Genomic DNA, 23,910 nt, shown 5'->3' with positions numbered 1-23,910 from the left:
AACCCTCAACTTAAGAGGTGCAGGCGGTTGCAGTAGCCCGCCGAGTGTTCACTGTTTACCGGGTAAGGCTACTTCTTTTGTGCTCGCAGATATAGGTGGGTGGCGGGCGGGTTTGGTACCGTAGATAGGGTGTTGAATGATTCAAATATTTCCTCCGTATCCACCGCTGACCCCTCGCACCCGGCGCTTGTTCGCGCCCGCGAAGCAGCTGACTTTATTGCCGAGAAAACCGGTGTAGAAAAGCATGATCTGGCACTGACGCTCGGGTCAGGCTGGGGTCAAGCCGCCTCCCTGATTGGTGAGGCAACCCACGTCCTCTCCGCCGATGAGGTTCCGGGCTTTCACAAGGCCGCCGTGGTTGGCCACCCCGGGACCATTACCTCAATTTTGACCCCCGGCGGTCAGCGTGCCCTGGTCATCGGTGCCCGCACCCACTACTACGAGGGGCGCGGTGTTGAAGCCGTGGTCCATGGTGTTCGTACCGCTGCTGCAACCGGTGCCCGGACCATGATTCTGACCAACGGCTGCGGTGGCCTCAACCCGGCCTACTCAGCCGGTGAGCCTGTGCTGATTGCCGATCACATCAACTTCACCTCAGCGTCTCCACTCACCGGCGCCCACTTTGTTGATTTGACCGACCTATACTCACCGCGTATCCGCGACCTGGCAAAAGGTATTGACCCCAGCCTGCAAGAAGGCGTCTACATGCAGTTCCCTGGCCCCCACTACGAGACTCCTTCCGAAGTTGGCATGGCCGGTGTCCTAGGTGCTGATCTGGTGGGTATGTCCACCGCTCTTGAAGCCATTGCCGCCCGCGCCGCAGGCCTTGAAGTCTTTGGTATCTCACTGGTTACCAATCTGGCCGCAGGTATCCAGGAGACCCCTCTGAGCCACGCTGAGGTTATTGAGGCTGGCCAGGCCGCTGGCCCCCGCATCTCGCGCCTGCTGGCAGATATTATTGCGGCCCTCTAAACCCGGGCTTATCCCATCACCGGCCCCGGCATACTTTCTGCCGGGGCTTGACACCTCTCACCTTGGAGAACACACATGACCCCAGATATTAACCAGCTTCTTGAGCAAGCCCGCGCCTGGGTAGCTCTTGACCCCGACGCGGAGACCAAAAGCCAGCTTGAGGGCATCATTGCGCAGGTAGAGGCCGGCAGCCAAGATGCTGCCGCTGACCTGGCAGACCGCTTTAGCGGGACTCTACAGTTCGGTACCGCTGGTCTACGTGCTGAGCTGGGGGCAGGTCCCATGCGTATGAACCGTGTGGTTGTTCAGCGGGCTGCCCAGGGGCTAGCTAACTACGCGGTAGCACGAGCACGGGCGGAGGGCTGGGAGAAGATTTCGGCCGTCGTGGGCTTTGATGCCCGTAAGAACTCCGATATCTTTGCCACCGATACCGCCGCTATCTTCACCGCCGCAGGCATCGAGACCCACCTCATGCCCAGCGCCCTGCCCACCCCTGTTACAGCCTGGGCCACCCGCGAATACGGGGCAGAAATAGGGGTCATGGTCACGGCTTCCCACAACCCGCCCAACGATAACGGCTATAAGGTCTACCTCGGTGGGGCCGCCGTTGAGCCCGGTGCGCGCGGTGCCCAGATTATTCCGCCCTATGACGGTGATATTGCCGCCTCCATCGCGGCGGTTGAAGCCCCTGTGCTGGCTGCTGAGGGCTGGAATGTACTCCCCGCGAGCCTTGCCACCGACTACATCAACAGGGTCACTCCCCTGGTGGAAACCAAAGAACGGGACCTCAAGATTGTTCTGACCCCCATGCACGGCGTGGGCGGCAAGACCGCTCTTGCTGTGCTGAACCAGGCCGGTTTTAAGAATGTCACTCTGGTCCCTGAGCAGGCTGACCCGGACCCTAACTTCTCGACCGTGGCCTTCCCCAACCCAGAAGAGCCCGGCGCCCTGGACCTAGCGATGGCCCTTGCCCAGCACATTGATGCCGACCTGATTATCGCTAACGACCCAGACGCTGACCGCGCCGCCTTTGCCATCAGGCAAGAGGGCACCTGGCGTATGCTCCGCGGGGACGAAACAGGCACTATTTTGGCCTCTCGTCTGCTGGCTCAGCTGACCGATCCGGCACAGGCAACCTTTGCTAACTCGATTGTCTCCTCCCGCCAGATGGGCGCCCTGGCCCGCGCCGCGGGAGTCAAGCACGTTGAAACCCTCACCGGCTTCAAGTGGATTGCCCGTGTTGAGGACCTAACCTTTGGCTACGAAGAAGCCCTGGGCTACTGCGTCGATCATGCCCAGGTCCGCGATAAGGACGGCATCTCTGCCGCCCTGGTCATGGCCGACTACGCCCAGGAACTCAAGGATGCTGCTTCTTCTTTCCCCGCGCTTCTCGATGAGATTGCCCGTGAACACGGTGTCTACGCTACCGACCAGCTTTCGGTGCGCGTTGATGATTTAGCCCTGATTCCGGCCATGATGAAGCGCCTGCGCACCGCGCCTCCTCAGGACTTGGCAGGTTCGCCGGTGACTGTCAGTGATGACCTGACCCAGGGTAGCGAGGCTCTGCCCCCGACCGACGGCATGCGCTTCTATACCGAAGACTCATCGCGCGTCATTGTGCGCCCCTCTGGCACCGAGCCCAAGCTCAAGTGCTACCTTGAAGTCCTTGTGCCCGTTACCGAATCCGTAGCAGAGGCCCGTACGATAGCCGCAGACCGGCTTGCCCGCATTACCGAAGATATGAAAATCGCGCTGGGCCTCTAAGCCCACGTTGCAAGGAGAAACCATGACTCTTGAACTTACCCAGGCCGAGCTGGCCGCCATGATTGACCACACCATTTTGGCTCCCAGCGCCTCCGAAGAGGACGTCCGTCGGCTCTGTTCCGAAGCCAAGCGCTACGGCTTCGCCAGCGTCTGCGCTAACCCCGTTTGGGCACCGGTCCTAGCTGAAGAGCTAGCCGGCTCTCAGTCCCTTCCCTGCGTTGTAGTGGGCTTCCCCTTCGGCGCTTCCGCCACCGTGGTTAAGGCTTTTGAGGCTAAAACCGCAGTTGAGGCAGGTGCCGCTGAGGTCGATATGGTCATCAACATTGCCGATGCCAAGGCCGGCAAGAAGGAGGCCCTGGTTGCAGATATTAAGGCTGTAGCCGATGCCGTCCACGCAGGTGGCGCCCAGCTTAAGGTCATCATTGAAACCTCTGAGCTCACCGATGAGCAGAAGGTTCTGGCTTGCCAGGCTTCTGTTGAGGCAGGTGCTGACTTTGTGAAGACCTCCACCGGCTACTCAGCGTCGGGTGCCACCCTTGAAGACATTGCCCTCATGCGCAAGACCGTTGGCCCCGACCTGGGTGTTAAGGCTTCTGGCGGTGTGCGCACCCGCCAAGATGCGCTGGCCATGATTGAGGCTGGCGCTACCCGTATCGGTGCTTCTCAGGGTATCGCTATCATTGAAGCGGGGCAGGAAACACCTGGGGCCTACTAAAAGCGCGGGCCCCCGTAGGGGTGCAAACCTCTAGCTGAACACCTATACTATCTATAAAAGCACACACATCCCACTAAAGGATTTCTCATGGATAATGCCACTGAGCAGCAAGAAGCCGAGAAGCGGTCCAACGTTGAATCGTTGGGCCTGGAATCTGGTAATCGCAAGCGGAGCGGCGCCCCCCAGTACTCCGGCACCAAGGAGCTTGGCTCAAACATCGCCCTTTTTGTTCTCTGCTTTGTTATGCTCTTGGGCTGCCTTTATACCCTGGGCATGTACCCCGAGGGCGGCTGGGTCTGGTGGATGGTTGCCGTTATTCTCTACGGTGTAACCTTCATGGTTCCGCTTTGGATTCTTCCCTCTAAGACCAATGAGCGCGTGCACACCGGCGGTAGCGACCTCTTCCTTAAGTAAGTTCGGCTAGCACAAGGCAAGGCAAAAGGGGCTGGCCCACCGTCATGGTGGGCCAGCCCCTTTTATTACAGCTGCCCCAGCTAGGGGTTAAGCCGTACCTGCCTCAAAGATGGCGTGGATAAACTGCTCAGTCCACTCCACGATGGCTTCATCTACCAGGTCTTTGCCACCAAGCCGGGCTGTCTTGGGGCGGGGAACAAGAATCTGCCAGTTCTCTGTACCGGGAATCTGCCGGTAGGTTGAGCCGGGGTACATACGCTCTAGGCGCATCTGGCGGGACTCTGGCAGGTCATTGACCGGGAAAAACCGTATCTTGGGTCCCATAGCGACGATTTCCTCCAGACCCACAGCCCGAGCACGGTGGCGTAGAGAGGCAACTTTAAAGAGATTCTCCACGGGGGCCGGGGGCTGGCCGTAACGGTCAATGAGTTCTTCGCGGGCTTCGCCCAGTTCCTCAGCGGTCTGAGCCTGAGCAATCTGACGGTAGGCAGAAAGACGCAGGCGTTCGGAGGAAACGTAGTCGTGGGGCATGTGAGCGTTGACGGGTAGGTCCACCTTGATGTCGGCCGGTGTTTCTTCTTTATCTCCGTGTTGGAAGGAGGCTACGGCCTCCCCCACCAGGCGCAGGTAGAGGTCAAAGCCAACACCTGCAATATGCCCTGACTGTTCACCACCGAGCAGGTTACCGGCCCCGCGAATCTCAAGGTCTTTCATGGCAAGGCGCATACCCGCGCCCAGCTCGTTGTGGGTAGCAACAGCTTTAAGGCGCTCATGGGCGACCTCGCTCAGCATCTTCTCTACCGGGTAGAGGAAGTAGGCGTAGGCGCGTTCGCGGCCACGGCCTACACGCCCGCGCAACTGGTGAAGCTGGGACAACCCGTAGTTCTGGGCTTGGTCCACAATCAGGGTATTGGCGTTGGAGATATCCAGGCCGGTCTCCACAATGGTAGTTGAGACGAGCACATCGAACTTCTTTTCCCAGAAGTCCACAATGATTTTTTCCAGCCGGGACTCGCTCATGCGCCCGTGCGCAACGGCAATACGGGCTTCGGGCACCAGTTTCTGAATCTCGTTGGCGGTTTCTTCGATAGTGGCGACCCGGTTATGGACCACAAAGACCTGGCCTTCGCGCATGAGCTCCCGGCGGATAGCGGCGGTTACCTGTTGATCGGTCTTGGGGCCAACAAAGGTGAGAACCGGGTGGCGTTCCTCAGGCGGGGTGGCCAGGGTGGAGGTCTCCCGGATACCGGTCAGTGACATCTCCAGGGTGCGAGGAATGGGGGTGGCACTCATGGCTAGCACGTCCACGTTGGTGCGCATGGTTTTGAGCTTTTCCTTATGCTCCACTCCGAAGCGCTGTTCCTCGTCAATAATGACCAGGCCCAGGTCCTTCCATTCGATGGACTCGGACAGAATCCGGTGGGTGCCCACCACAAGATCGACGGAGCCGTGCTTGATTCCCTCGATGGTTTCGGCAGATTCTTTAGCTTTTTGGAAGCGGGAGAGCACCTTGATAGAGACGGGGAAGCCGGAGAAGCGCTCGGTGAAAGTCTCGTAGTGTTGCTGGGCCAGCAAGGTGGTGGGGACCAGAACTGCCACCTGCTTGCCATCTTGAACGGCTTTGAAGGCGGCACGCACAGCGATTTCGGTCTTGCCGTAGCCCACATCCCCCGAGATCAGGCGGTCCATGGGGATTTCTTTCTCCATGTCGGCCTTGACCTCGTTGATAGCCGAGAGCTGGTCGGGTGTCTCGTTATAGGGGAAGGCTTCTTCCAGTTCACTCTGCCAGGGGGTGTCGGGTCCAAAGGCATGACCGCGCGAGGCCTGGCGAGCAGAATACAGTTTAATGAGATCAGCGGCGATTTCCTTGACCGCTTTGCGGGCCTTTGACTTAGTCTTGGCCCAGTCGGAACCGCCCATTTTAGAGAGTACCGGAGCGTCACCGCCCACATAGTTAGAGACCTGGTCCAGCTGGTCGCTGGGCACAAAGAGCCTGTCCTTGGGGGCACCCCGCTTAGAGGGGGCGTACTCCAGTACCAGGTACTCTTTCATGGGCTTGGGCTGGCCCGGGGTGACTGTGGCCCCGGCAATGGGGCGCTGAATCAGCTCCACGAACTGACCGATACCGTGTTGTTCATGCACTACGTAGTCCCCCGCACTCAAAGACATGGGATCTACCGCGTTCTTTCGGCGGCGCACCGGTAGCTTGCCACTGCGCAAATCGCGGGTAGCGTAGGGGCTGGTACGGCCCAAGATATCCGCCTCGGTGAGCAGACCGAGCCGCTCGGTGTCCATCATGAAGCCGCGCCCCATGCTAGCGGTTGTCATCTCGATCAGGCCGGGCTCGGGTGGATTGGTCAGGTCTTGGACCCGTGATGCCGGAATCTCAGCCTGCTGGAAGAGGTCGAGTAAGCGGGCTAGCGGGCCGGGGCCGTCCGTCACGACGGTGATCCGCCAGCCGGCCTTAATCTTCTTACCGACCTCGGTGAGCAGTTCGTTGACATTGCCCGCGTAGGTGTGCGGGGCACGTGCAGCAAGCTGAACGGAGTCAATGCCGTCATCGACCGCATCATCTACACCCAGTGCAGTCATGGCCCACCAGCCAAAGCCTCGGGCAAGGGCTTCATCACGGATTGAGGCAACGGTCCTGAATCCACCTTGGCTCAGCTCCTGGGGGCTGCGGTCAGTCAGGTCAATAGGAGCCTGGGAGGTTTCGGTAGCTGAGTCCCAGGCAGCAAGGAGGAACTCTTCGTTGGTTGCTACCAGGTCGTGGGCTCGCGAGCGCACCCGCTCAGGTTCGAAGACAAGGGGCAGGGAGCCAGCAGGCAGGTGATCGAGCAGGGTCACCATGTCGTCAACCAGTAAGGGGATGAGGGACTCCATACCCTCTACGTAAATACCGCCTGCAATTTTTTCAAGCATGGCGGCTGCCCCCGGGAAATCGGCTTTGAGACGGGCTGCTTTGCTCATAACCGCCGGGGTTATAAGCAGTTCACGGCAGGGTGGTGCCACAAGTTCTTGGGGGTGCTCCTGTCCGGGGAGGGTTCGTTGGTCAGCTATCGAGAAGTAACGGATGCTCTCCACTTCATCGCCGAAGAACTCGACGCGTACGGGATGGGCGGCAGTAGGGGAAAAGATGTCGATGATTCCGCCTCGAACAGCGAACTCTCCTCGCTTAGAGACTAAGTCAACCCGTGAATAGGCGGCGTTTGCCAGGGTTTTGATGAGCTCATCGAAGTCTTGTTCTTGGCCTAGCTTGAGATAAACCGGGCGCATCTTTTCAAGACCAGCAACCAGCGGCTGGAGGACCGAGCGAATGGGTGCCACCACGATACGGGGGGCCTGAGGGCCTCCTTGATGGAGCGCACGCAAAACGGAGAGCCTTTGCCCTACGGTATCGCTTCGGGGTGAGAGCCGTTCATGGGGCAGGGTTTCCCATGCAGGAAAGAGCTGGACTGCCCCGGGCTCTACCAGAGCGCCAAGAGCTGTTGCGGTGTCTTCAGCTTCTCGATCGGTGGCTGTAATTGCGAGCAGGACAGGCTGAGTAGCTTCTGGTGCGGAGGCACTCAGTTGGTCAGCCAAACCCGCTAGCACAAAGGGGCGGGCTCCATCGGGAGCACCGATGATGAACTCATCAACACGTGATGATGGGCTTGCAAAAGCCTGATTGCAAATAGCCCGATAACTCGGTTCCTGGCTCAGGGCGGCGGTGATACCACGCAATGACATGTTCGCTCCATCGATCAGACCTCTAGTGCAGCCCCCATTATCCCATAGGCGGCCCCCTGCCAAGGTAGGGTGATATGGGTCATTGAAGGGGTCTTAGCAGGCAGTAACTCTTGCCCCCACATTTGGGGATTCTATACCCAGCATTGACATACTTTAGATAGATTCCCTGGTGAGGAATTTATTGCCCTGTCCCCACAAGTTACTACCAAGTAACCTGATTTTTTACAGGGGTTATACCGGTAAAATTGAAGTGTCTAGCTCACCTCCGGTTTCCTATAAATCTTCTCGCACAAGTCCCGGGGGCGCTAGCTTATTTCGCACCATCTTAAGGGACTACATGAACACATTAGGGACCTCTCTATCCTTTTTCCCCGCTATATCTCCCTTTCGGACTATAGCCCTCACCGCATCATTAGCAGCCAGTTTGGGATTGACGGCCTGCGGGTCAATGACCACCCCTGAAACTTCAGGCAGCAGTTCAGCTACGGCATCTGCAACCAAGGCCTCAGGAAATGCTACAAGCGCACCCGGGAGCGCTTCTGCTTTGGCGCAGCCATCTGCTAGCTCAAATAGCTCAGAAGAGGCTCTGCCCGAAAATAACCAGGCAGCAAGTGCTCTAGCCCAGGCCACTGAAGCGAAGTCGGATGCAGACGAGGTAAAGAAAACCGAAGAGCTCTACAACCAGGTTGAGGAGACTCTCTCCAAGGTCCCGCCCCTTGATGTGTCAGGAGCAGAAGAGCTCTCTCCCGAGGGTTCAACCGCACAGGACGACAAGGCCCTGGCCGAGCCTAGCTCCTATATCTCTCCTGAAACCATGTCGCAGCTAGAAACCATCACCACCGGTAGCGCCCTCGACCAGTACATTGCCACTGCCACCGAATACGCAATGAGTGGCTGGCATGTAGAAGGTAGCTCCAAGGTCATCGGTACACCCAAAATTGCCGACGGCGAATACCAGGGCCAGAAAGCAAAGATTCTCGAAGTCTGCCTTGATTCATCCCAAGTCAAAGTATTTGACTCCTCCGGAAACCTCATGAACTCGGCCCAGGCCACACGCTCCCTGAACATCTTTACCCTGATCGAAGACAAAGGGACTTGGAAAATAGCCTCCCAAGATTTCCCCAATAACGCAGATTGCTAACAGACATGAAAAAACCATCACTCATCACCAAGATCTCAGTAGGAGCTCTTGCCTTAGGCCTAGGTGTCTCCTTACTCCCCGGAGCAACAGCCACCAATGATTTTGCCCCTAACGGTCTGTCTTCGGAAACCGCCGCTGCCTCCTGCTGGGAGGTCAAACAAAACGACCCCACAGCAAAGTCAGGAACCTACTGGCTCTATACCCCCTCCATGGACGCCCCAGAAAAGTTTTACTGTGACCAGGAAACAGACGGCGGCGGCTGGGTTCTCATCGGCCGAGGACGAGAAGGCTGGGCTGAGGACTACTACGGTCGCGGCGATGCCTCTGAGCTCTATACTCAGCCTGAAGGCTCAACTGCCTTCACCCCCGTCCAGCTATCATCAGAAAAAGTGGATCAACTTCTCAATGGACAAAGAGTTGATTCTTTACAGGATGGAATCCGCTTCCGTCGCGCAGCAGACATGAATGGTCGTAGCTGGCAGAATGCCTACGCCAAACGATCACAGACAGAAAAGTGGAGCTGGGCCCTACGCGCCACAGCCAACTGGTCAGACATTCGTTTTGAGAATCCCCCCTTCACCAGTTCTAACTACAGCACACCTGCCTCCCTAGGTAGCGTAGGCAGCTGGGGTTCTTTCAACACTCTTGATTTCACCACCTCTAAAACCTATGGGTGGAAGAATGGTTTTGCCTACAAGGCCGGTGTGTGGGGTAGCTCATCAGCCACCTCCTACCTCTGGTCACCGAGCTACGGCACCCCGCCCATAGCCTTCACCCAGGTCTTTATCCGCCCCCGAATTACTCAGAACACGGCGGGTTTTAAGGCCATCGGTGATAGCGGATTACCCGCTGAGACCAACCGTCAACTGCCCAACAGCTACACGGCTTCTATGCGTTGGCGAACCTCCGAAGACTCAGGCACCGGTGTTGTCTCTGAACTCAACACCCGAGTCCAGGCCATTGCTCAGGTCGGCAACACTGTCTTTACCGGAGGGGACTTCAAGAATGTTGTCAGCGCCAGCGGCGAAACCGTTAACCAGGCTTTCATCGCGGGCTATGACGTCAACACAGCCGAATTAGTCCGCACCTTCACCCCCACCTTTAACGGGCAAATCAAGTCTTTGGCTGCCCTACCCAATAACCTGCTGGCCGTAGGTGGCGAGTTCAGCCGAGTCAACGGAAAACCAGCCAACGGGTTTGTCATTTTAGACCCGGTTACAGGTCAAACAGATACCTCCCTAGACTGGGATATTGAAAATAGGCTGGCCTCCGGAGTTCCCGTAGTCAAAACCATTGAAGTTCACGGCGATTATGTTTACATCGGTGGTGCTTTCACTCACGTCAAGGGGGCCAACCGCCTCAGCTACGCATACTCTCGTAACGCCGCCAGGTTCTCCTTGAGCGACGGGACAGTTGATATTAGCTGGCGCCCTGCCACTAACGGCACCGTTAACGGCATCTCAGCCAGCGATGACGGCGTAGCCCTTGCTGGCTACTTCACCACAGTCAGCGGCCAGCCCTCTCGAAAGCTGGCCTACCTAAAAACCACCGAGGGCACCCTGGCTAAAAGCTGGAATTGGGCCTTATCCCACCGGGCCGATAGGCCCTACCCCAGCGACGGCTTCCAGTTTGATGTTCAGGATGTAGGGGACTCCATCTGGGCCGGTGGTGCTGAGCACCTCATTGCCCAATACGATAAGTCCGATCTTTCTCGACGCTCATCCTCTATCACTAAAAAGGGTGGAGACTTCCAGGATCTGAGCTTTGACCCGCAGGCTAACGTTATCTACGGTTCCTGTCACTGTGGTGACTGGATTTATCAGGGAGGCCAGCAGTACAGCAGCCCTTGGGAGACCTCTTCTAATATCCACCGAATCCGGCTAATCGCCGCCTTTGACGCCCAGTCTGGTCACCTGCTACCAGAGTTCGCACCCGATCTTGCCGGGGCAAGAGGGTATGGCGTTTGGGCCTCCTTCCTCGATTCCACCGGTGTCCTATGGGTGGGTGGGGATATCACCCGTTCCCGAGGCGCAAACGGTACCCAAGCAACGGTGGGCTTTGCTCGCTTCACTCCCCAGGATGTTACTGCAGCTGCTGCACCTAGCAACCTGCAGGTCACCTCAGACGGAACTAATGACCAACTCACCTGGGACAGCAACACTGCCGGTCGCACCGATTACCAGGTACTGCGCAACGATCGCGTGATTGCTACAGTCACTCAGGGCACCTCCTACTCGGTTGCTCACACAGATGATGCGCGCTATTTTGTACGCTCAGTCGATAACGTAGGCAACTACTCTGAGACAACCCCTGTTGCCCAGGCTGAAGTCAAGGCCCCACCAGCGGAGCCCACTACCCCACCCGCTGAGGAGTCCCCGGTGACTCCCCCAGACCAGCCCCAACCCACCAAGGCCCCGGTAAGCCCACCTGTGGAACCAGGACCAGGCGAGGATCCGCTTACCCCACCGGATCAGCCGGAGCCCGGGCAGGACCCGGATCAGCCCGCCGATGGGGCTGACCCAGTGGCTCCCCCCATTGGGGAGGACACTCCCGCTGACCCAGAACAACCCGATGTTGAAGATAATCCGGCTCCAGCTGACCCGGTGGAACCGGTTGAGCCGGAGAAACCAGCCGACCAAAAAATCATTGCCTCTGGAGATGACTGGCGGGTAGCTTTTCACCTCTTCAGTGACTTTGACCGTAGCTGGCGCGATACCAATTACAGGTACAACACCGCCTGGCAGTGGTACACGGCACCAACTTCAATCGGTTGGGGTGAAGGTAGCCTGAAGACCCAGCTGACCTTCAACTTCTTCACCCAGCCCTCGTCCTTCTTCTTGCGTAAGGAGTTCACTTTGAACCCCGCCCCCAACCAGGAGCTGGTCCTGACTACCTACGCTGATGATGGCATCGCTATCTATGTCAATGGCAAGGAAGTGGCCCGTCAGAACCTTCCTGCCAATGCCTACCCCAGGACGGCTGCTCTTGCACGAGTTTCTTATGCTGATGCAAAGGCTAACCCGCTTACTATCACCATTCCGTCTAAGGATCTCAAAGATGGTAAGAACGTCATCGCGGTTGAGGTTCATTCCTACCGTCGTGGCGAACCTACCACCTTCGATATGGATGCAACTCTGGTAACACGCTAGAGGCTGCTCGGGCAAAGAATAGAAAATCCTGCTCCCCAAAGTTTTCCCTTTGATGAGCAGGATTTTCTATATTCGTATACAGCCCGGTAAAAGATTAAGCTCTGGGTCTTCTACATGTTGAGCGGCGGCTTATGAAGACAGGGGATCCTTTCGTCCACCGTTTAGCTGACAAATGATTGGGACAAGTCCTTATAAATATGGGCCTTGTCCCAAGAAGGTCGGCTACAGTTGGAACCTACTCTGACCTAAAATTAATGGGTACACCCCACCCTTGAGCGGCATCTACTTTTCCCTACACTTGAGGGGTAAAGCAATGGTAGGCCGCCTCAGGGGTTAACAAGCGGTCCGCACACCGCACTTATCTGCTCGCACTTTACTAGGGACTTCCAGGGCATGGCTATGACCTCTTCTTCCTCTGGCACCAAAGGCCGGTTCAGGGAAACACTTTCACATTTGAATGCAGCGCAGAAGCCCGGGGTGGGCGTACCTGCTTACACCCGCTGGGTTAATCGTCGGGTCGCACGCATCTTTGCAGCCGCTGCCGTTAAGTGTGGTATTACCCCCAACGGCGTCACCGCTATCAGCGCCCTCACCTCGCTGCTAGCCATGCTTCTCTTGCTGACTGCCCAGCCCGCTTTGGCTGTGGGCGCGCTTGCAGCTTTCCTCTTTGCCCTGGGCTACGCGCTCGACTCCGCTGATGGCCAGGTTGCCCGCGTGACAGGCAAATCCTCCCCCGCCGGGGAATGGCTAGATCACGTCGTTGATGCTATGCGTACCCCTGCCATGCACCTGACCATCCTGATCGGCTTCATCAAGTACCCCGGCAACTGGCCTGTGACAGGCTGGCAGCTCTGGTGGCTACCCCTGGCTTTTTCGGTTCTGATGACCGGCCACTTCATGAGCCAGATTCTGGCAGAGCAGCTCCGTAAAAAGCACGCTAGGCAGGAGCCACCCTCGGGGGGAAGTCTTCGCTCTTTTATCAATCTACATATGGATTCCGGTACTTTCTGCTGGGTCTTTATTCTCTGGGGAACGGGCTGGGGCTTCCTCATTGCCTACGGCCTCCTCTTCCTCTCAAACGCAGCAACGGTTCTTCTCTCCATGCGCCGTAAGTTCCTGTCACTCAGTACACCTCAAGGAGCATAGGTCCCATGTCCGACGTTAAAATTTCAGCACTTATTGCAACCGCAGGGGCCCGCCCCCAGCTGTTGCGACAGACCGTTCAATCCATGTTTGACCAGGACTACACCGGTCACATCGAGGTTATCGTTGTGTTTGACTACGTTGATATCGATGATCTATCCGATATGACGCTACCGCCCAACCGCTCTCTTAAGACCATTGTTAACTCACATTCGAAGGGTCTTGCCGGCGGACGGAACACCGGTGTGGTTGAGGCCAGCGGTGAATGTGTTGGCTTCTGCGACGATGATGATTATTGGTACCCCACCCGTATCTCTGAACAGATCAAACTCTGGAAAGAGCACCCGGAGGCTATCGCCATTTCATCTGGCATCGTCATTCGTTCTGAAGGTAAGGAGATCGAACGTCTTGCTCCTGCGCTTGCAAGATTCGACGACTTCCTGCGCTCTCGCATCACCGAGATTAATCCCTGCACCACGCTCTTTAAGCGTGATGACCTAGTTCCTGGAGGGCGTATTGGGCTGGTTGATGAAGAGCTCCCCGCCGCCTATGGTGAAGACTACGATCTGCTCCTGCGGGCAACCCGTTGCGGTGATATTTACTCAATTCAGAAGCCCGGCGCGCTCATACTCTGGGATCGCCCCTCCTTCTTTGCGGGGCGCTGGCAGTCAATGGTCGATGGTCTTACCTATATTCTCCAGAAGTACCCTGAGTTTGAGCGTCAGCCCAAAGGCACCGCGAGAATCGCCGGTCAGATCGCTTTTGCACATGCTGCCCTGGGCAACCGCAAATCCGCGCAGGCATACGCGAGATCGGCACTGCGTCGCGACCCCCTACAGGTTCGGGCCTGGGCCGCACGCTGTATTGCAGCGGGACTCATCAAGCCCGAGTTTCTACTGAACCTGGTGAATAAAACAGGTAGAGGGCTCTAGATCCGCATGACGGTTCCACTCTCCCCAACCTCACACTACAATCGATTTCTGTCGGCGGTGCCCCCCACCGTGGACGCACCGCTCCCGGCCTGGCCCATTTTAATCCTGCTCTATGGCTTCCCCCTTGTGTGGGCTATGGGTTTCATGCAGTTCGCCCCAACGGTTCTAGCCTTGATCATGATTGTTCTCATGGTCATGCGCCGACACGTGATGGTTCATTCCACCATGTGGATCTGGTTCGCTCTCATGTTCTGGGGGCTTATCTGCCTTGTCTCCATCAATACAGGATCGGAGTTTTTAGGCTGGTTCCAGCGCTACATGAACATCTTCAATGTGGGTATCTACACGGTCTATTTCTTTAATGCCCGTGAACGGATCCCTAACCACATCATGCTGGGCGGCCTGCTGACTATATGGGCAACGGTCGTTATCCTGGGCTACGCCGCCCTAGCTTTCCCCAACTTTAGGCTTCAAACGCCCATGAGTTTTGTCTTGCCGGGTTCGCTACTCAATAACGACCTGGTGAAAGCCTATGTGCTCCCCCCCATGGCAGAAGTTCAGCTCCCGTGGGGAGTCGACGTACCCTACAACAGGCCCTCAGCGCCTTTCCCCTACGCCAACTCATGGGGTTTAGCTTATGCGCTACTCACACCCGTTGTTTTTGCTGTGATTACCGGGGTTCACTCGCGTAAAACCCAGATCCTTCTTGTCCTTGCCGTAGTTGTTTCGCTAGTCCCAGCAGTGGCAACCTCAAACCGAGGTATGTTCATTGGCCTGGGTGCAGCTTTTGCCTATGTCCTCTTCCGTTTGCTTCTTCGCGGTGACTGGCGTGCTTTGGGTATAGGCTTTGTGCTCTTCCTTGGGGGCATCACCTACCTCACGGTTTCCGGTGCTATTGAGGAAATCTTGGGCCGCCAGGAGTATTCAAACTCAACCGGTGGTCGGGCCTCACTCTACGAGCTCACTTTTGAGTACACCTTGCGTTCACCACTCGTAGGCTATGGAACCTCCAAGATGGCCGATAACGTGGGTGTTTCAATGGGCACCCAGGGCCAGGTATGGGCTCTCATGTTCTGCTTTGGTTTTGTTGGTCTGGGGCTCTTCCTACTCTATGTAGTCTCAGTCCTCATCAATACCTGGAACGTTGCATCGCTGACCGGTATGTGGGTTCACTCGGTCATTGTGGCAGCGCTAGCAGTAGTCTTCTTCTATTCCTTCGACGTCATTCAGCTCACCGTTCTTATGCTGACGGTAGCCATGATGATGAGATCTCGAATGTACGGGGAGGGCCTCTAATGGCTCGTTCTCTTGCAAAAAGTGGAGCTTTCTCAACGCTGTACGTCATGTACGGTTCGGCTGCGGCCTTTGTGGCTACGCTTATAGTGTCAAATGGTGTAGGTAAAGCCGGTGCGGGTTCCTTCTTTCAAGTCATGGCACTCTTTGCGATTGCGACTTCGCTCTGTGTCTTTGGTGCAGATACCGGCCTTGTAAGAGCCATGAGCGCACAGCGAGCTCTGGGGCAGTATTCCCTTCTACCGAAGCTCTTACGATATGCTTTTGGACCCGCAACCCTCATTGCTTTCACGGTTCTTATTGCGGCAACCCTTATCGCGCTACCGGTAGTGACCCCCAATATGGGCACTGAAAACCGTACAGCTATCCTTGCCAGCGCACCTTTTATTCTGGTTGCGGCCTGGATGACACTGTGCTTCGGGGCACTCCGGGGACTGGGCTACACCGTAGAGTTCACCTTTCTCCAAAGCGCGCTCCTGCCTACCCTTCGTATTCTGGCTGTTCTGCTCGCTGTCAGTATCTCGGGGGCCATTCTCTCTTTGGCTCTGGCATGGTCACTCCCCCTGCTCCTTGTCTTTGCAGTTTCAGCGCTATGGGTTCGCAAGTACATGCCTCAGGGTCAAGATCTTCCCAGCTATCCAGCAAAGCATCTAGCTATTGAAGCCATGGCAAGTACACCTGTCACTGCGCCCGAGACCGCAAAAAGTTTCTGGGCCTTCAGCTCAGCGCGCGGTGTCTCGGCCATGGTCGAGGCGGTCCTGGAATGGATTGATGTCCTGCTCATCGGCCTCTTCTTAGGCCCGGCAGCCAGCGGCGTCTACGGCGCTGTCAATCGTTGTGTCCGTGTCGGTGCAATGGTTGAGCATACCGCCCGCGTGGTCACCGGGCCAGAGATCTCCTCAGCAATCGCTCGGGGTGACCTTATTAGAGCTCGCCAGATCTTTGTCTCCGCAACCCGGATTCTGGTGGCTGTTGGTTGGCCTTTTTTCATCACCTTGGCGGCCTTCGGCCCCGCGCTACTGGGATTCTTTGGCTCCGGGTTTGTTGAGGGAGCACCGCTCTTTTGGATCATCGGGGTAGCCATGCTGGTTCAGATGGCCGCCGGTGGCGTTCAGAGTGTACTTCTCATGAGCGGGCGTAGCCGCTGGCAACTTTACAACAAGCTCTCCGCACTAGCTGTTGCAGTCGCTCTCAACCTCACCCTGATTCCACTCTGGGGGCTAGCTGGGGCAGCAACCGCTTGGGCCTCAGCCGTCCTCACAGACTGTGTGCTGGCCACGGTTCAGGTCTACGGAAAACTCGGCATCAGGCCCCGCCCTTCCGAGCTGCTCCCGGTCATGGGTCTTGCGGCTGGAACTCCGTCTCTTGGAGCCGTGGGAGTTCACCTCATCTGGGGAAACCAATTCTTAGGACTCATCATCTACCTAGGTACGGTGGTACCGCTCTATGCGGCTCTCATCTACCGTTTCCGACATCAGGTAGGCCTGGAGCAAGTCATCGACTCGCTCACTCGTAAATTTAGCCGCTAGGCAACACATCTTGATTAATCTTTAGGGAAGGACTCATACTCATGGAACGCCAATCACGGTTAAGAACCAAGGACCAGCAAACCACACCCGTATCGCTCGGAGCAGCAGCTCGGCGGGTTCTGCGCCACCGCTTTGTGGTGCTTACCAGTTTAATGATCTTCGCGGCGCTGGGCGCTGTGGCAGGGCTTATCCTTCCTAACTCATACCAGTCTAAAGCCGTGATCAATGTAACCCAGCCCAGCTCCGGCGCATCGGGACTCCGTGCTAGCCTGAACACTATTGACATGGATACCGAAGAGGCTATTGCAGGTTCCCGCACTGTACTCGAGGCAGCTGCCAATCAGCTGGGTTTAGATGCTGATGACCTCAAAGATATGGTCAGCGTGGCAGGCCATTCCAACAGCACCATTCTCGATATTATGGTCAGCTCGGATTCACCTGAAAGATCAGCCGAGATCGCTAATACTGTAGCCCATGCTTACCTCAAACACAGGTCAGATACAATCCGGACAACCCGGGAAGAAACCCGCAAAAATATCGACGCTGTCTCTGCGGGGATGGATTCAGGAATCGTCAACCAGGCTATCCTGAGCCTAGAGGCCACCTCCACAGATACCGGCACTATTATCTCAAGCGCCCAAGCCCCTAGCAGACCATCAAATTTCACTCTGGCGCAAACCATCTTTATCGGTGCAGGAATAGGCCTGCTCCTAGGAATTTTTGCAGCCTACATCGTGGATAGAACTTCGAGGGTTCTCGGCTACCCCGAGCGTCTCTCTGAAATTGCTCAGGCTCCCGTCTCTATCATCAAGAGTGGTTCCGAAGAGGAATCTATTGCCCAGCTTCTACGCCGAATGGATGTTGCCGATGGCAATCTCAAAAAGGCTAACTTTGATGGTGTTACTGTCTTCTCCCCCACCCCTCGCGCGGCAGGTGCGCTGACTACCTTTCTCATCAAGGGGATTTCTGACCCCAATTTTGTCGTAACCGAGGCTCCGGTTTTCAACTCTCTAACCAACAATCAGCTCAAGGCTCATATCAAGCAGAACAAACCGCTGATTGTAGATACTCCGGCCTCAGCCTCTCTTGCAAAGGTCCTCCTTTCAGCTGACCAAAGCGGCGTTCTACTCCTGCCTTTTACCCCCAAAAGCACGGTGAAGAGCGTACGACGCCTGTTTAGTGAGCTCACTCCCTCAAGCTCCACCCAGGTTATCCCTGTTTACTTTGACACGCATACTCACGAGAAATAATCACCCATGAAGGTCCTTCTAACAGCAAGTGCTGGTGGCCATCTGGCTCAGCTTATAGCCCTTGAAAAGTTCTGGAAAGAGCACGATCGGGCCTGGGCAACCTTTGAGCTACCCGAAGTTAAGGCCGCTTTAGACGGCGAGCGCACCTACTGGGTACACTTCCCGACAACCCGGAATATTCCTAACGCAATCCGGAATATCGGTGTTGCCTGGCGGGTACTCCGCAAGGAGCGGCCCGATGCCGTTATCTCAACCGGTGCTGCGGTTGCCGTTCCGTTCTTTATTATCGCCAAGCTTCTTGGCATCAAAACGGTCTTTATTGAGTGCTATGACCGTATTACTATGCCAACGCTCACCGGCCGCATCTGCTACCCCATGAGCGATCTTTTTGTGGTGCAGTGGGAGGAGCAGAAAAAGATATTCCCTGAGGCCGTCAATATCGGCCATATTCTCTGAGCGAGGAGGTAGCTTTGAGCGAGAAAAAATATGATCTGGTTGTATCTCTGGGCACTGATTACCACCATTTTGACCGTCTTGTGCATTGGGTGGATGAGTATCTTGCGGCACGCCCTCAGGTGAGCTGTCTTGTTCAACATGGTTTCACGGCTCCTCCTCAACATGCTGAGGCTGTTGAGCGTTTGCCCCGTGATGAACTACTGGAACTCTACCGCTCTGCGAAGGTGGTCTTGGTGCAGGGCGGGCCAGGGTCAATTTTGGATGCTCGTGAGGTAGGTGCGATTCCGCTGGCAGTCCCCCGTGTTGCTGAACTTGATGAGGTAGTTGATAATCACCAGGTTGAGTTTTCTCGTGTGATGCAGACACACGGTGAGACCATCGTGGTCAACAGCGCAGAAGATCTCCTGAATAAGCTTGATGCAGCTTTCGCTGACCCGGATTCTCTGCGAGGAACCTACCGTGTACCCGGCAGTGATAAGGCTGCCGATAATCTTACGGAGTCCTTTAGCCGCATTGGTAGTGGCCAGCCAAGTGGGTTTGTTCGCAGGGTCTGGCAGATTCTGTCGGGAATGTGCAGGCGGCCAAGCTAGGTCTGCCCCCCTTACCGCTAGCGCATTAAGGTACAAGCCTGTGGATATCTGCTCTTGGGCTCAACGATTTAGCCATCAGTGAGCAGGGCTTGCATTTCTCAGTGTTCAAACATGTTAACCCCGTAGAATGGGGCAGGACAGAAACTATTTGCCCTGAAAGGCTTCACTATGGCTGTTCAAAGCTCCACCACTATTAACGCCGGCATCGATTTGGTTGCACGTGCTTTTGCCGACGAGAACTTTGCCCGTTTTGCAAGTGAAAAGGTACGGGTGACTTTTGAGTCTTTCCAGCTTCAGGGTGACCCTGCGGCAGCTTTTACCACCACCACTGTTCGTTCCGTACCTGCTGATCGTCTGCCCGATATGGCCAAGAAGATCCCCGGTGCTTCTCATGGCATCTCCCTGACCCAGGTCGATCAGGTCTCTGCGCCCGCGGCTGATGGTTCACGCACCGTTGTCTCAGAAGTATCTGTTAAGGGTGTTCCCGTAACCGGCAAAGCTAGCCAGAGCCTTACCCCCCAGGGAGATACGACCGTGGCTAATGTTGAGGGCGAAGTTAAGTGCTCTATCCCGCTGGTAGGTAAGAAAATTGCGGCGGCAGCTGAGCCTCAGATTGGCCGCGTGTTCTCGGCTCTGGGTTCCTGCGCAGAAGAGTTCATTCAGAACAACTACTAGGCCAGATAGCCCCATAAAGCTCAAGAGGCGCCCTACCCGTTCGGGTAGGGCGCCTCTTTTCTTGGCTTCAATGGGACTTAGGCCGCAGATGGCATAGAAAGTGCCTTCAGGGCGGCGCGTAACTTAGTGCTGGAGGTGTGAGCGGTGTAGGGGAAGTAAACTACGTGAACACCGACCTCCGCAAAACGGCGCTCTAACTCCTTACCACGAGCAGTACCTTTCCAGTCGTCACCTTTAAAGAAGGTGTTGAAGCGAACCTGTTCCCAGGTCTCTAGCTTATCTTCTACCGTTTCTGCTCGAACTTCATCGACAAAATCAATGTGAGAGACGATTTCCATACGCTCAGCCAAGGGCACGATGGGGCGTCGGCCCTTGGTCAGCTCTAACATTTCATCTGAGACGACTCCTGCAATCAGATAGTCGCAGTTCTTTTTTGCTTCACGCAAGATGTTGAGGTGGCCTACGTGAAAGAGGTCAAAAGCGCCAGCGGCGTAACCGATATTCATTGTTCCCCTGAAGAAAAGTGCGAAAGAACCCGCGTGCGAAAACGGGATGTTAGTGTATTTTCAGTCCTTAAGACTACGGGAGTTAACCTGCTATTGGTAGCCGTTTGAACCGGCTCTTTGGGGGACAGCCCACACTGAAAGAGACGGGCGTGACCTGCAACAAGACCCGACCCATCAGCTATCTTCCATAGCCGGGACGGGCCTTATGCCAGGGGCTAAGCCGCAGATAATACCGGGCCTAGAGGGCAGCGGCTTCCTTAGTGGCTTCTTCTGCCGCGACCCACGAAAGCATGGCACATTTCACGCGGGCCACAAATTTGGAGACACCGGCAAAAGCTGCAGCATCGCCGAGCGCTTCCTCATCGGGTTCAATCTGACCGCGTGAGCGGAGCATCTCGCGGAAGTCATCAACAAGTTTTTGGAACTCTTCTACGGTCATGCCAGGGGCCATCTCCGATAACACAGAAGCCGCCGCCATGGAGATTGAGCAGCCGTCGCCTTCCCAGGAGACCGACTGGATAAGGGGTTGGTTGGTATCAAGAATAATCCGCAGGTTAATCTCGTCACCGCAGGTTGGGTTGTACTGGTGGTTGGTGGCTACCCGTGCCCCTTCTGCCGGTTCAAGCAGGCCCTCACCGCTGCGCTGTTTGGAATGTTCAAGGATAATTTGCTGATAAAGCTGTTCTAGGCCGCTCATTACAGTATCTCTTCTTTCATCGTAGGTCTTAGAAATGGTGCAGACTAAGCACCCGCCCTCCCGGGTTCTTGCGGAGAGGGTAAGGGACTACAGCAGGTCTTAGTCGGTATACCCGAAGTAGGGGCGTACCTTTGCTAGCTCTTCAATGAAACGCTCAACGTCCTGGGTGCTCGTGTAGATGTAGGCTGATGCTCGCGTTGAGGCGGTGACGCCTAGGGCGCGGTGGAGGGGCTGGGCGCAATGGTGACCCACACGAACCGCAATGCCCTGCTGGTCCAGCAGCTGACCCACATCGTGCGGATGTACCCCATCGACATGCACGGAGACAAGCCCAGCACGCGGCTGCCCCACTGAGGGACCCAACAACCGCACACCGGGAATCTGGCTCACACCCTCAGCTAGGAGCTGCCCCAGGTGAGCTTCCCAGGCGTGGACGCGGTCCATACCTAGGTGTTGTAGGTAGCGCACGGCCTCGGCCCAGGCAACAGCCTGGGAGACCCGCTGGGTACCGGCCTCAAACTTAATGGGAGCAGGCATCCATTCAGCTTCGGTCATGGTGACCTTGGTGATCATGGACCCGCCCGTGAGGAATGGTGGCAGAGCCTCTAAAAGTTCATGCCGGCCGTACAGGGCACCGATGCCGGTAGGTGCCAGCATCTTGTGCGCAGAAAACACCGCAAAATCAACGCCGAGCGCTTTGACATCGACCTGCATGTGGGGTGCAGACTGGCAGGCATCGAGAACGGTTAGCGCCCCCACCCGCTCTGCCAGCTGGACCATGAACGCCACATCGGTCATGGAGCCAGCAACGTTAGAAACATGGGTGAAAGCTAGGACGCGGGTACGCTCTGTGACGATATTCTCCGCCGCCTGGTAGTCAATCAGCCCATCTGCCGTCACCGGGACATAACGGAGGGTTGCCCCGGTGCGGGCCGCAAGAATCTGCCAGGGAATAATGTTGGCGTGGTGTTCCTGCTCCGTAGTGATGATTTCATCACCGGGCTTGAGCGCAAAAGCTCGGGCGGCTTCTGCCCCAATACCGTCAGATGCGTTGCCCAGGGAGTAAGCCAGGAGATTCAGGGCCTCGGTGGCGTTTGAGGTCCATACCAGCTCGTTCTCCGCAGCTCCAAGGAATCCAGCTACCGTGCGCCGGGCGTCCTCAAAGGCATCGGTTGCATCAACTGCTAGGGTGTGGGCACCGCGGTGAACCGCAGAGTTAGCGCCCAGATAGTAGTTGCGCTCAGCATCAAGGACCTGAAGAGGATTCTGGCTCGTTGCACCCGTGTCGAGGTAAATCAGCGGTTGGTCGTTGACCGTGCGGTCAAGAATCGGGAAATCCTTACGCACTTCGGCCACAAGATCATCTGTGAGTTCCACCCCGGCCGGGGTGCGGTACTGGCTAGCCACTGATATCTGCCCTTCTTTCGAATCCTGCCTGTATAACGGCATGCTTTTATAGCCTATTCCCAAAAAAGGAAGAAAGGTAGTTAGGTGGGGCTGGCCTATTCCAAGTTCACAGCATCTAGGCCTGGTCCCTCTTGACGTGAAATTTTTGCTGGGCCGCAAGAAGCCCATCAGTGATCAGCAGTTCAAGGGCCTGCGCCGAATCAGACACCAGGAAGGGGAGCTCTTTCTTCTCAAGTTGTGAGAAGGGCCTGAGAACGAAATCTGCGGTCTGCATACGGCCTGGGGGTCGGCCAATCCCGGTACGCACCCGATAGTAATCTTTGGTTCCCAGGGCCTTTGTCATGTCGCGGAGCCCATTATGCCCGCCTTCTCCCCCACCGATTTTCAGTTTGATAGTGCCGAAGGGGATATCCAGTTCATCGTGTACTGCGATAATCCGCTCAGGCTCAATACCGTAAAATCTTGAGAGTTCTGCCGCGGGGCCACCCGAAAGATTCATATAGGTTAGAGGCTTTGCCAGGATCAGGCGGGGGCCTCCCATGCCCAGACGTCCTTCTAGCACTTGGGCACGAGCTTTCGTGTGCTTCTTAAAGTTACCGCCAATCTCACGCGCTAATTGGTCTAGGACCATCTGACCTATGTTGTGACGGGTTGCAGCATACTCAGTACCGGGGTTCCCCAGACCGATCACGAGCCAAGCCTCTGCCATGTAACTCACCTTTCTGAGCTGATGATACAAAGAGGGTCTGCGCCGTAAATGCTACGACGCAGACCCCTGAGGTTAGAAACCTCTAAACTTATTCAGCTTCATCTACCAGGGCATCAGCTTCGGCACCCTCAGGAGCGTTTTCGCCTTCTTCGCCGGTCTCGGGAACGTCAAGTTCCTCGGGCTCAGAAACGTTAACGATTAGAAGCTCGGGGTCCGCTACCAGAGTTACACCCTGGGGTAGCTTAACATCGGCTGCGTAAACGTGCTCCCCAGCTTCACGGCCCTCAATATCGATTGTGAGTAGGTCAGGTGACTTAAGAGCGTCTGCTTCCACCATGAGAACAACTTCTTCTTGGTTAGCTACAGCACCTACAGCAGGTTCACCTTCAACATGAACGGGTACCTCAATCTCAACCATTTCGCCCTTCTTAACGGTCAGCAGGTCCATGTGCTGAAGTTCGGGGCGGATGGGGTGACGCTGGATGTCCTTGATCATGACCAGGTGGGACTGGCCTTCAACATCCACATCGAGAATAGCATTAGCTACGCGAGCAGCTAGGGTGGTTGCGTGTCCGGGCATGACAACGTGCTTGGGCTCTTCGCCGTGGCCGTAAATTACTGCGGGAATGTCACCTGCCATACGGATGCGACGAGCGTAGCCCTTGCCGAAGTCGTTACGGGGTGTTGCGGAAATCTTGATGGTCTTTGACATGGTCAGCCATCCTTTCATGGGTTAGGAGTGATGCGCCAAGTGGTGTAGTGAACTGGCACCAGAAATCACTTTCTAACCAGCCACCGTCAGGTTCGGACCTACCGCCTATAAGACGGTATTCCACTGC

Annotated in this window: 20 protein-coding genes; 14 read left to right on the top strand and 6 right to left on the bottom strand. The window is 56.3% G+C overall.

Features of this window, described 5'->3' with window-relative positions; genetic code table 11:
* Window positions 1-147 precede the first annotated feature (147 nt).
* From ACN085_RS09040 to ACN085_RS09025, 4 genes are all read left to right on the top strand, one after another.
* Complete coding sequence (locus ACN085_RS09040; protein WP_419099996.1) at window positions 148-972, top strand: purine-nucleoside phosphorylase; 825 nt, start codon at window positions 148-150, stop codon at window positions 970-972.
* Between the two features lie 75 nt (window positions 973-1,047).
* Window positions 1,048-2,736 (top strand): phospho-sugar mutase, encoded by a 1,689-nt coding sequence (locus ACN085_RS09035; RefSeq protein WP_419111321.1) that lies wholly within the window; start codon window positions 1,048-1,050, stop codon window positions 2,734-2,736.
* Between the two features lie 22 nt (window positions 2,737-2,758).
* Window positions 2,759-3,451, top strand: coding sequence for a deoxyribose-phosphate aldolase (gene deoC, locus ACN085_RS09030; protein ID WP_419099834.1), 693 nt, complete (start codon window positions 2,759-2,761; stop codon window positions 3,449-3,451).
* Between the two features lie 87 nt (window positions 3,452-3,538).
* Window positions 3,539-3,865 carry a hypothetical protein gene (locus ACN085_RS09025; RefSeq protein WP_419099835.1) on the top strand — a complete coding sequence of 109 codons (327 nt, stop codon included), beginning with the start codon at window positions 3,539-3,541 and terminating at the stop codon, window positions 3,863-3,865.
* Between the two features lie 87 nt (window positions 3,866-3,952).
* On the opposite strand, the gene mfd is transcribed toward ACN085_RS09025, so the two are convergent.
* Window positions 3,953-7,594 carry a transcription-repair coupling factor gene (gene mfd, locus ACN085_RS09020; RefSeq protein ID WP_419111320.1) on the bottom strand — a complete coding sequence of 1,214 codons (3,642 nt, stop codon included), beginning with the start codon at window positions 7,592-7,594 and terminating at the stop codon, window positions 3,953-3,955.
* Between the two features lie 544 nt (window positions 7,595-8,138).
* On the opposite strand from mfd, the gene ACN085_RS09015 reads away from it, so the two are divergent.
* The 10 genes from ACN085_RS09015 (at window position 8,139) to ACN085_RS08970 (ending at window position 19,752) form a co-directional block, all read left to right on the top strand.
* Entirely contained in the window at window positions 8,139-8,735 is a 597-nt protein-coding gene (locus tag ACN085_RS09015) for a hypothetical protein (protein ID WP_419111319.1), read from the top strand.
* Between the two features lie 5 nt (window positions 8,736-8,740).
* Entirely contained in the window at window positions 8,741-11,884 is a 3,144-nt protein-coding gene (locus ACN085_RS09010) for a fibrinogen-like YCDxxxxGGGW domain-containing protein (RefSeq protein ID WP_419111318.1), read from the top strand.
* Between the two features lie 399 nt (window positions 11,885-12,283).
* Window positions 12,284-13,030 carry a CDP-alcohol phosphatidyltransferase family protein gene (locus tag ACN085_RS09005; protein ID WP_419111317.1) on the top strand — a complete coding sequence of 249 codons (747 nt, stop codon included), beginning with the start codon at window positions 12,284-12,286 and terminating at the stop codon, window positions 13,028-13,030.
* 5 nt (window positions 13,031-13,035) lie between these two features.
* Window positions 13,036-13,959, top strand: coding sequence for a glycosyltransferase family 2 protein (locus tag ACN085_RS09000; RefSeq protein ID WP_419111316.1), 924 nt, complete (start codon window positions 13,036-13,038; stop codon window positions 13,957-13,959).
* 6 nt (window positions 13,960-13,965) lie between these two features.
* The gene (locus ACN085_RS08995; RefSeq protein WP_419111315.1) at window positions 13,966-15,255 is read left to right on the top strand and encodes an O-antigen ligase family protein; all 1,290 of its coding nucleotides are present in this window, start codon (window positions 13,966-13,968) and stop codon (window positions 15,253-15,255) included.
* On the top strand, window positions 15,255-16,781 hold the full coding sequence (locus ACN085_RS08990; RefSeq protein ID WP_419111314.1) for a lipopolysaccharide biosynthesis protein: 1,527 nt from the start codon (window positions 15,255-15,257) through the stop codon (window positions 16,779-16,781). Before ACN085_RS08995 ends, ACN085_RS08990 begins: the two co-directional genes overlap by 1 nt.
* 41 nt (window positions 16,782-16,822) lie before the next feature.
* Window positions 16,823-18,031, top strand: coding sequence for a YveK family protein (locus tag ACN085_RS08985; protein WP_419111313.1), 1,209 nt, complete (start codon window positions 16,823-16,825; stop codon window positions 18,029-18,031).
* Between the two features lie 6 nt (window positions 18,032-18,037).
* Entirely contained in the window at window positions 18,038-18,487 is a 450-nt protein-coding gene (gene pssD, locus ACN085_RS08980; RefSeq protein WP_419099844.1) for a PssD/Cps14F family polysaccharide biosynthesis glycosyltransferase, read from the top strand.
* Window positions 18,488-18,501: 14 nt separating this feature from the next.
* Window positions 18,502-19,077, top strand: a complete 576-nt coding sequence (locus ACN085_RS08975) for a glycosyltransferase (RefSeq protein ID WP_419111312.1) — start codon at window positions 18,502-18,504, stop codon at window positions 19,075-19,077.
* 168 nt (window positions 19,078-19,245) lie between these two features.
* On the top strand, window positions 19,246-19,752 hold the full coding sequence (locus tag ACN085_RS08970; protein WP_419099846.1) for a DUF2505 domain-containing protein: 507 nt from the start codon (window positions 19,246-19,248) through the stop codon (window positions 19,750-19,752).
* A 77-nt stretch (window positions 19,753-19,829) separates the two neighbouring features.
* On the opposite strand, the gene ACN085_RS08965 is transcribed toward ACN085_RS08970, so the two are convergent.
* From ACN085_RS08965 to ACN085_RS08945, 5 genes are all read right to left on the bottom strand, one after another.
* Entirely contained in the window at window positions 19,830-20,258 is a 429-nt protein-coding gene (locus ACN085_RS08965) for an adenylyltransferase/cytidyltransferase family protein (RefSeq protein WP_419099847.1), read from the bottom strand.
* Between the two features lie 238 nt (window positions 20,259-20,496).
* Window positions 20,497-20,955, bottom strand: a complete 459-nt coding sequence (sufU, locus tag ACN085_RS08960) for a Fe-S cluster assembly sulfur transfer protein SufU (RefSeq protein ID WP_419104459.1) — start codon at window positions 20,953-20,955, stop codon at window positions 20,497-20,499.
* 99 nt (window positions 20,956-21,054) lie between these two features.
* Window positions 21,055-22,362 carry a SufS family cysteine desulfurase gene (locus ACN085_RS08955; protein ID WP_419104458.1) on the bottom strand — a complete coding sequence of 436 codons (1,308 nt, stop codon included), beginning with the start codon at window positions 22,360-22,362 and terminating at the stop codon, window positions 21,055-21,057.
* Between the two features lie 115 nt (window positions 22,363-22,477).
* Window positions 22,478-23,071, bottom strand: coding sequence for an aminoacyl-tRNA hydrolase (pth, locus tag ACN085_RS08950; RefSeq protein ID WP_419111311.1), 594 nt, complete (start codon window positions 23,069-23,071; stop codon window positions 22,478-22,480).
* 88 nt (window positions 23,072-23,159) lie between these two features.
* Complete coding sequence (locus tag ACN085_RS08945) at window positions 23,160-23,783, bottom strand: 50S ribosomal protein L25/general stress protein Ctc (RefSeq protein WP_419111310.1); 624 nt, start codon at window positions 23,781-23,783, stop codon at window positions 23,160-23,162.
* Between the last annotated feature and the right edge of the window lie 127 nt (window positions 23,784-23,910).

The sequence above is a fragment of the Rothia sp. P4278 genome (assembly GCF_048512945.1).
In the GTDB taxonomy this organism is placed as follows: Bacteria; Actinomycetota; Actinomycetes; order Actinomycetales; family Micrococcaceae; genus Rothia.
The sequence above is the reverse complement of the archived record's forward strand: the minus strand, read 5'-3'. Positions and strand labels throughout refer to the sequence as shown.

Coding starts and splice junctions, on each gene's coding strand:
- ACN085_RS09035 (WP_419111321.1), top strand. CDS start 1,048: ATGACCCCAGATATTAACCAGCTTCTTGAGCAAGCCCGCGCCTGGGTA.
- deoC (WP_419099834.1), top strand. CDS start 2,759: ATGACTCTTGAACTTACCCAGGCCGAGCTGGCCGCCATGATTGACCAC.
- ACN085_RS09025 (WP_419099835.1), top strand. CDS start 3,539: ATGGATAATGCCACTGAGCAGCAAGAAGCCGAGAAGCGGTCCAACGTT.
- mfd (WP_419111320.1), bottom strand. CDS start 7,594: ATGTCATTGCGTGGTATCACCGCCGCCCTGAGCCAGGAACCGAGTTAT.
- ACN085_RS09010 (WP_419111318.1), top strand. CDS start 8,741: ATGAAAAAACCATCACTCATCACCAAGATCTCAGTAGGAGCTCTTGCC.
- ACN085_RS09005 (WP_419111317.1), top strand. CDS start 12,284: ATGACCTCTTCTTCCTCTGGCACCAAAGGCCGGTTCAGGGAAACACTT.
- ACN085_RS09000 (WP_419111316.1), top strand. CDS start 13,036: ATGTCCGACGTTAAAATTTCAGCACTTATTGCAACCGCAGGGGCCCGC.
- ACN085_RS08995 (WP_419111315.1), top strand. CDS start 13,966: ATGACGGTTCCACTCTCCCCAACCTCACACTACAATCGATTTCTGTCG.
- ACN085_RS08990 (WP_419111314.1), top strand. CDS start 15,255: ATGGCTCGTTCTCTTGCAAAAAGTGGAGCTTTCTCAACGCTGTACGTC.
- ACN085_RS08985 (WP_419111313.1), top strand. CDS start 16,823: ATGGAACGCCAATCACGGTTAAGAACCAAGGACCAGCAAACCACACCC.
- pssD (WP_419099844.1), top strand. CDS start 18,038: ATGAAGGTCCTTCTAACAGCAAGTGCTGGTGGCCATCTGGCTCAGCTT.
- ACN085_RS08970 (WP_419099846.1), top strand. CDS start 19,246: ATGGCTGTTCAAAGCTCCACCACTATTAACGCCGGCATCGATTTGGTT.
- ACN085_RS08965 (WP_419099847.1), bottom strand. CDS start 20,258: ATGAATATCGGTTACGCCGCTGGCGCTTTTGACCTCTTTCACGTAGGC.
- sufU (WP_419104459.1), bottom strand. CDS start 20,955: ATGAGCGGCCTAGAACAGCTTTATCAGCAAATTATCCTTGAACATTCC.
- pth (WP_419111311.1), bottom strand. CDS start 23,071: ATGGCAGAGGCTTGGCTCGTGATCGGTCTGGGGAACCCCGGTACTGAG.
- ACN085_RS08945 (WP_419111310.1), bottom strand. CDS start 23,783: ATGTCAAAGACCATCAAGATTTCCGCAACACCCCGTAACGACTTCGGC.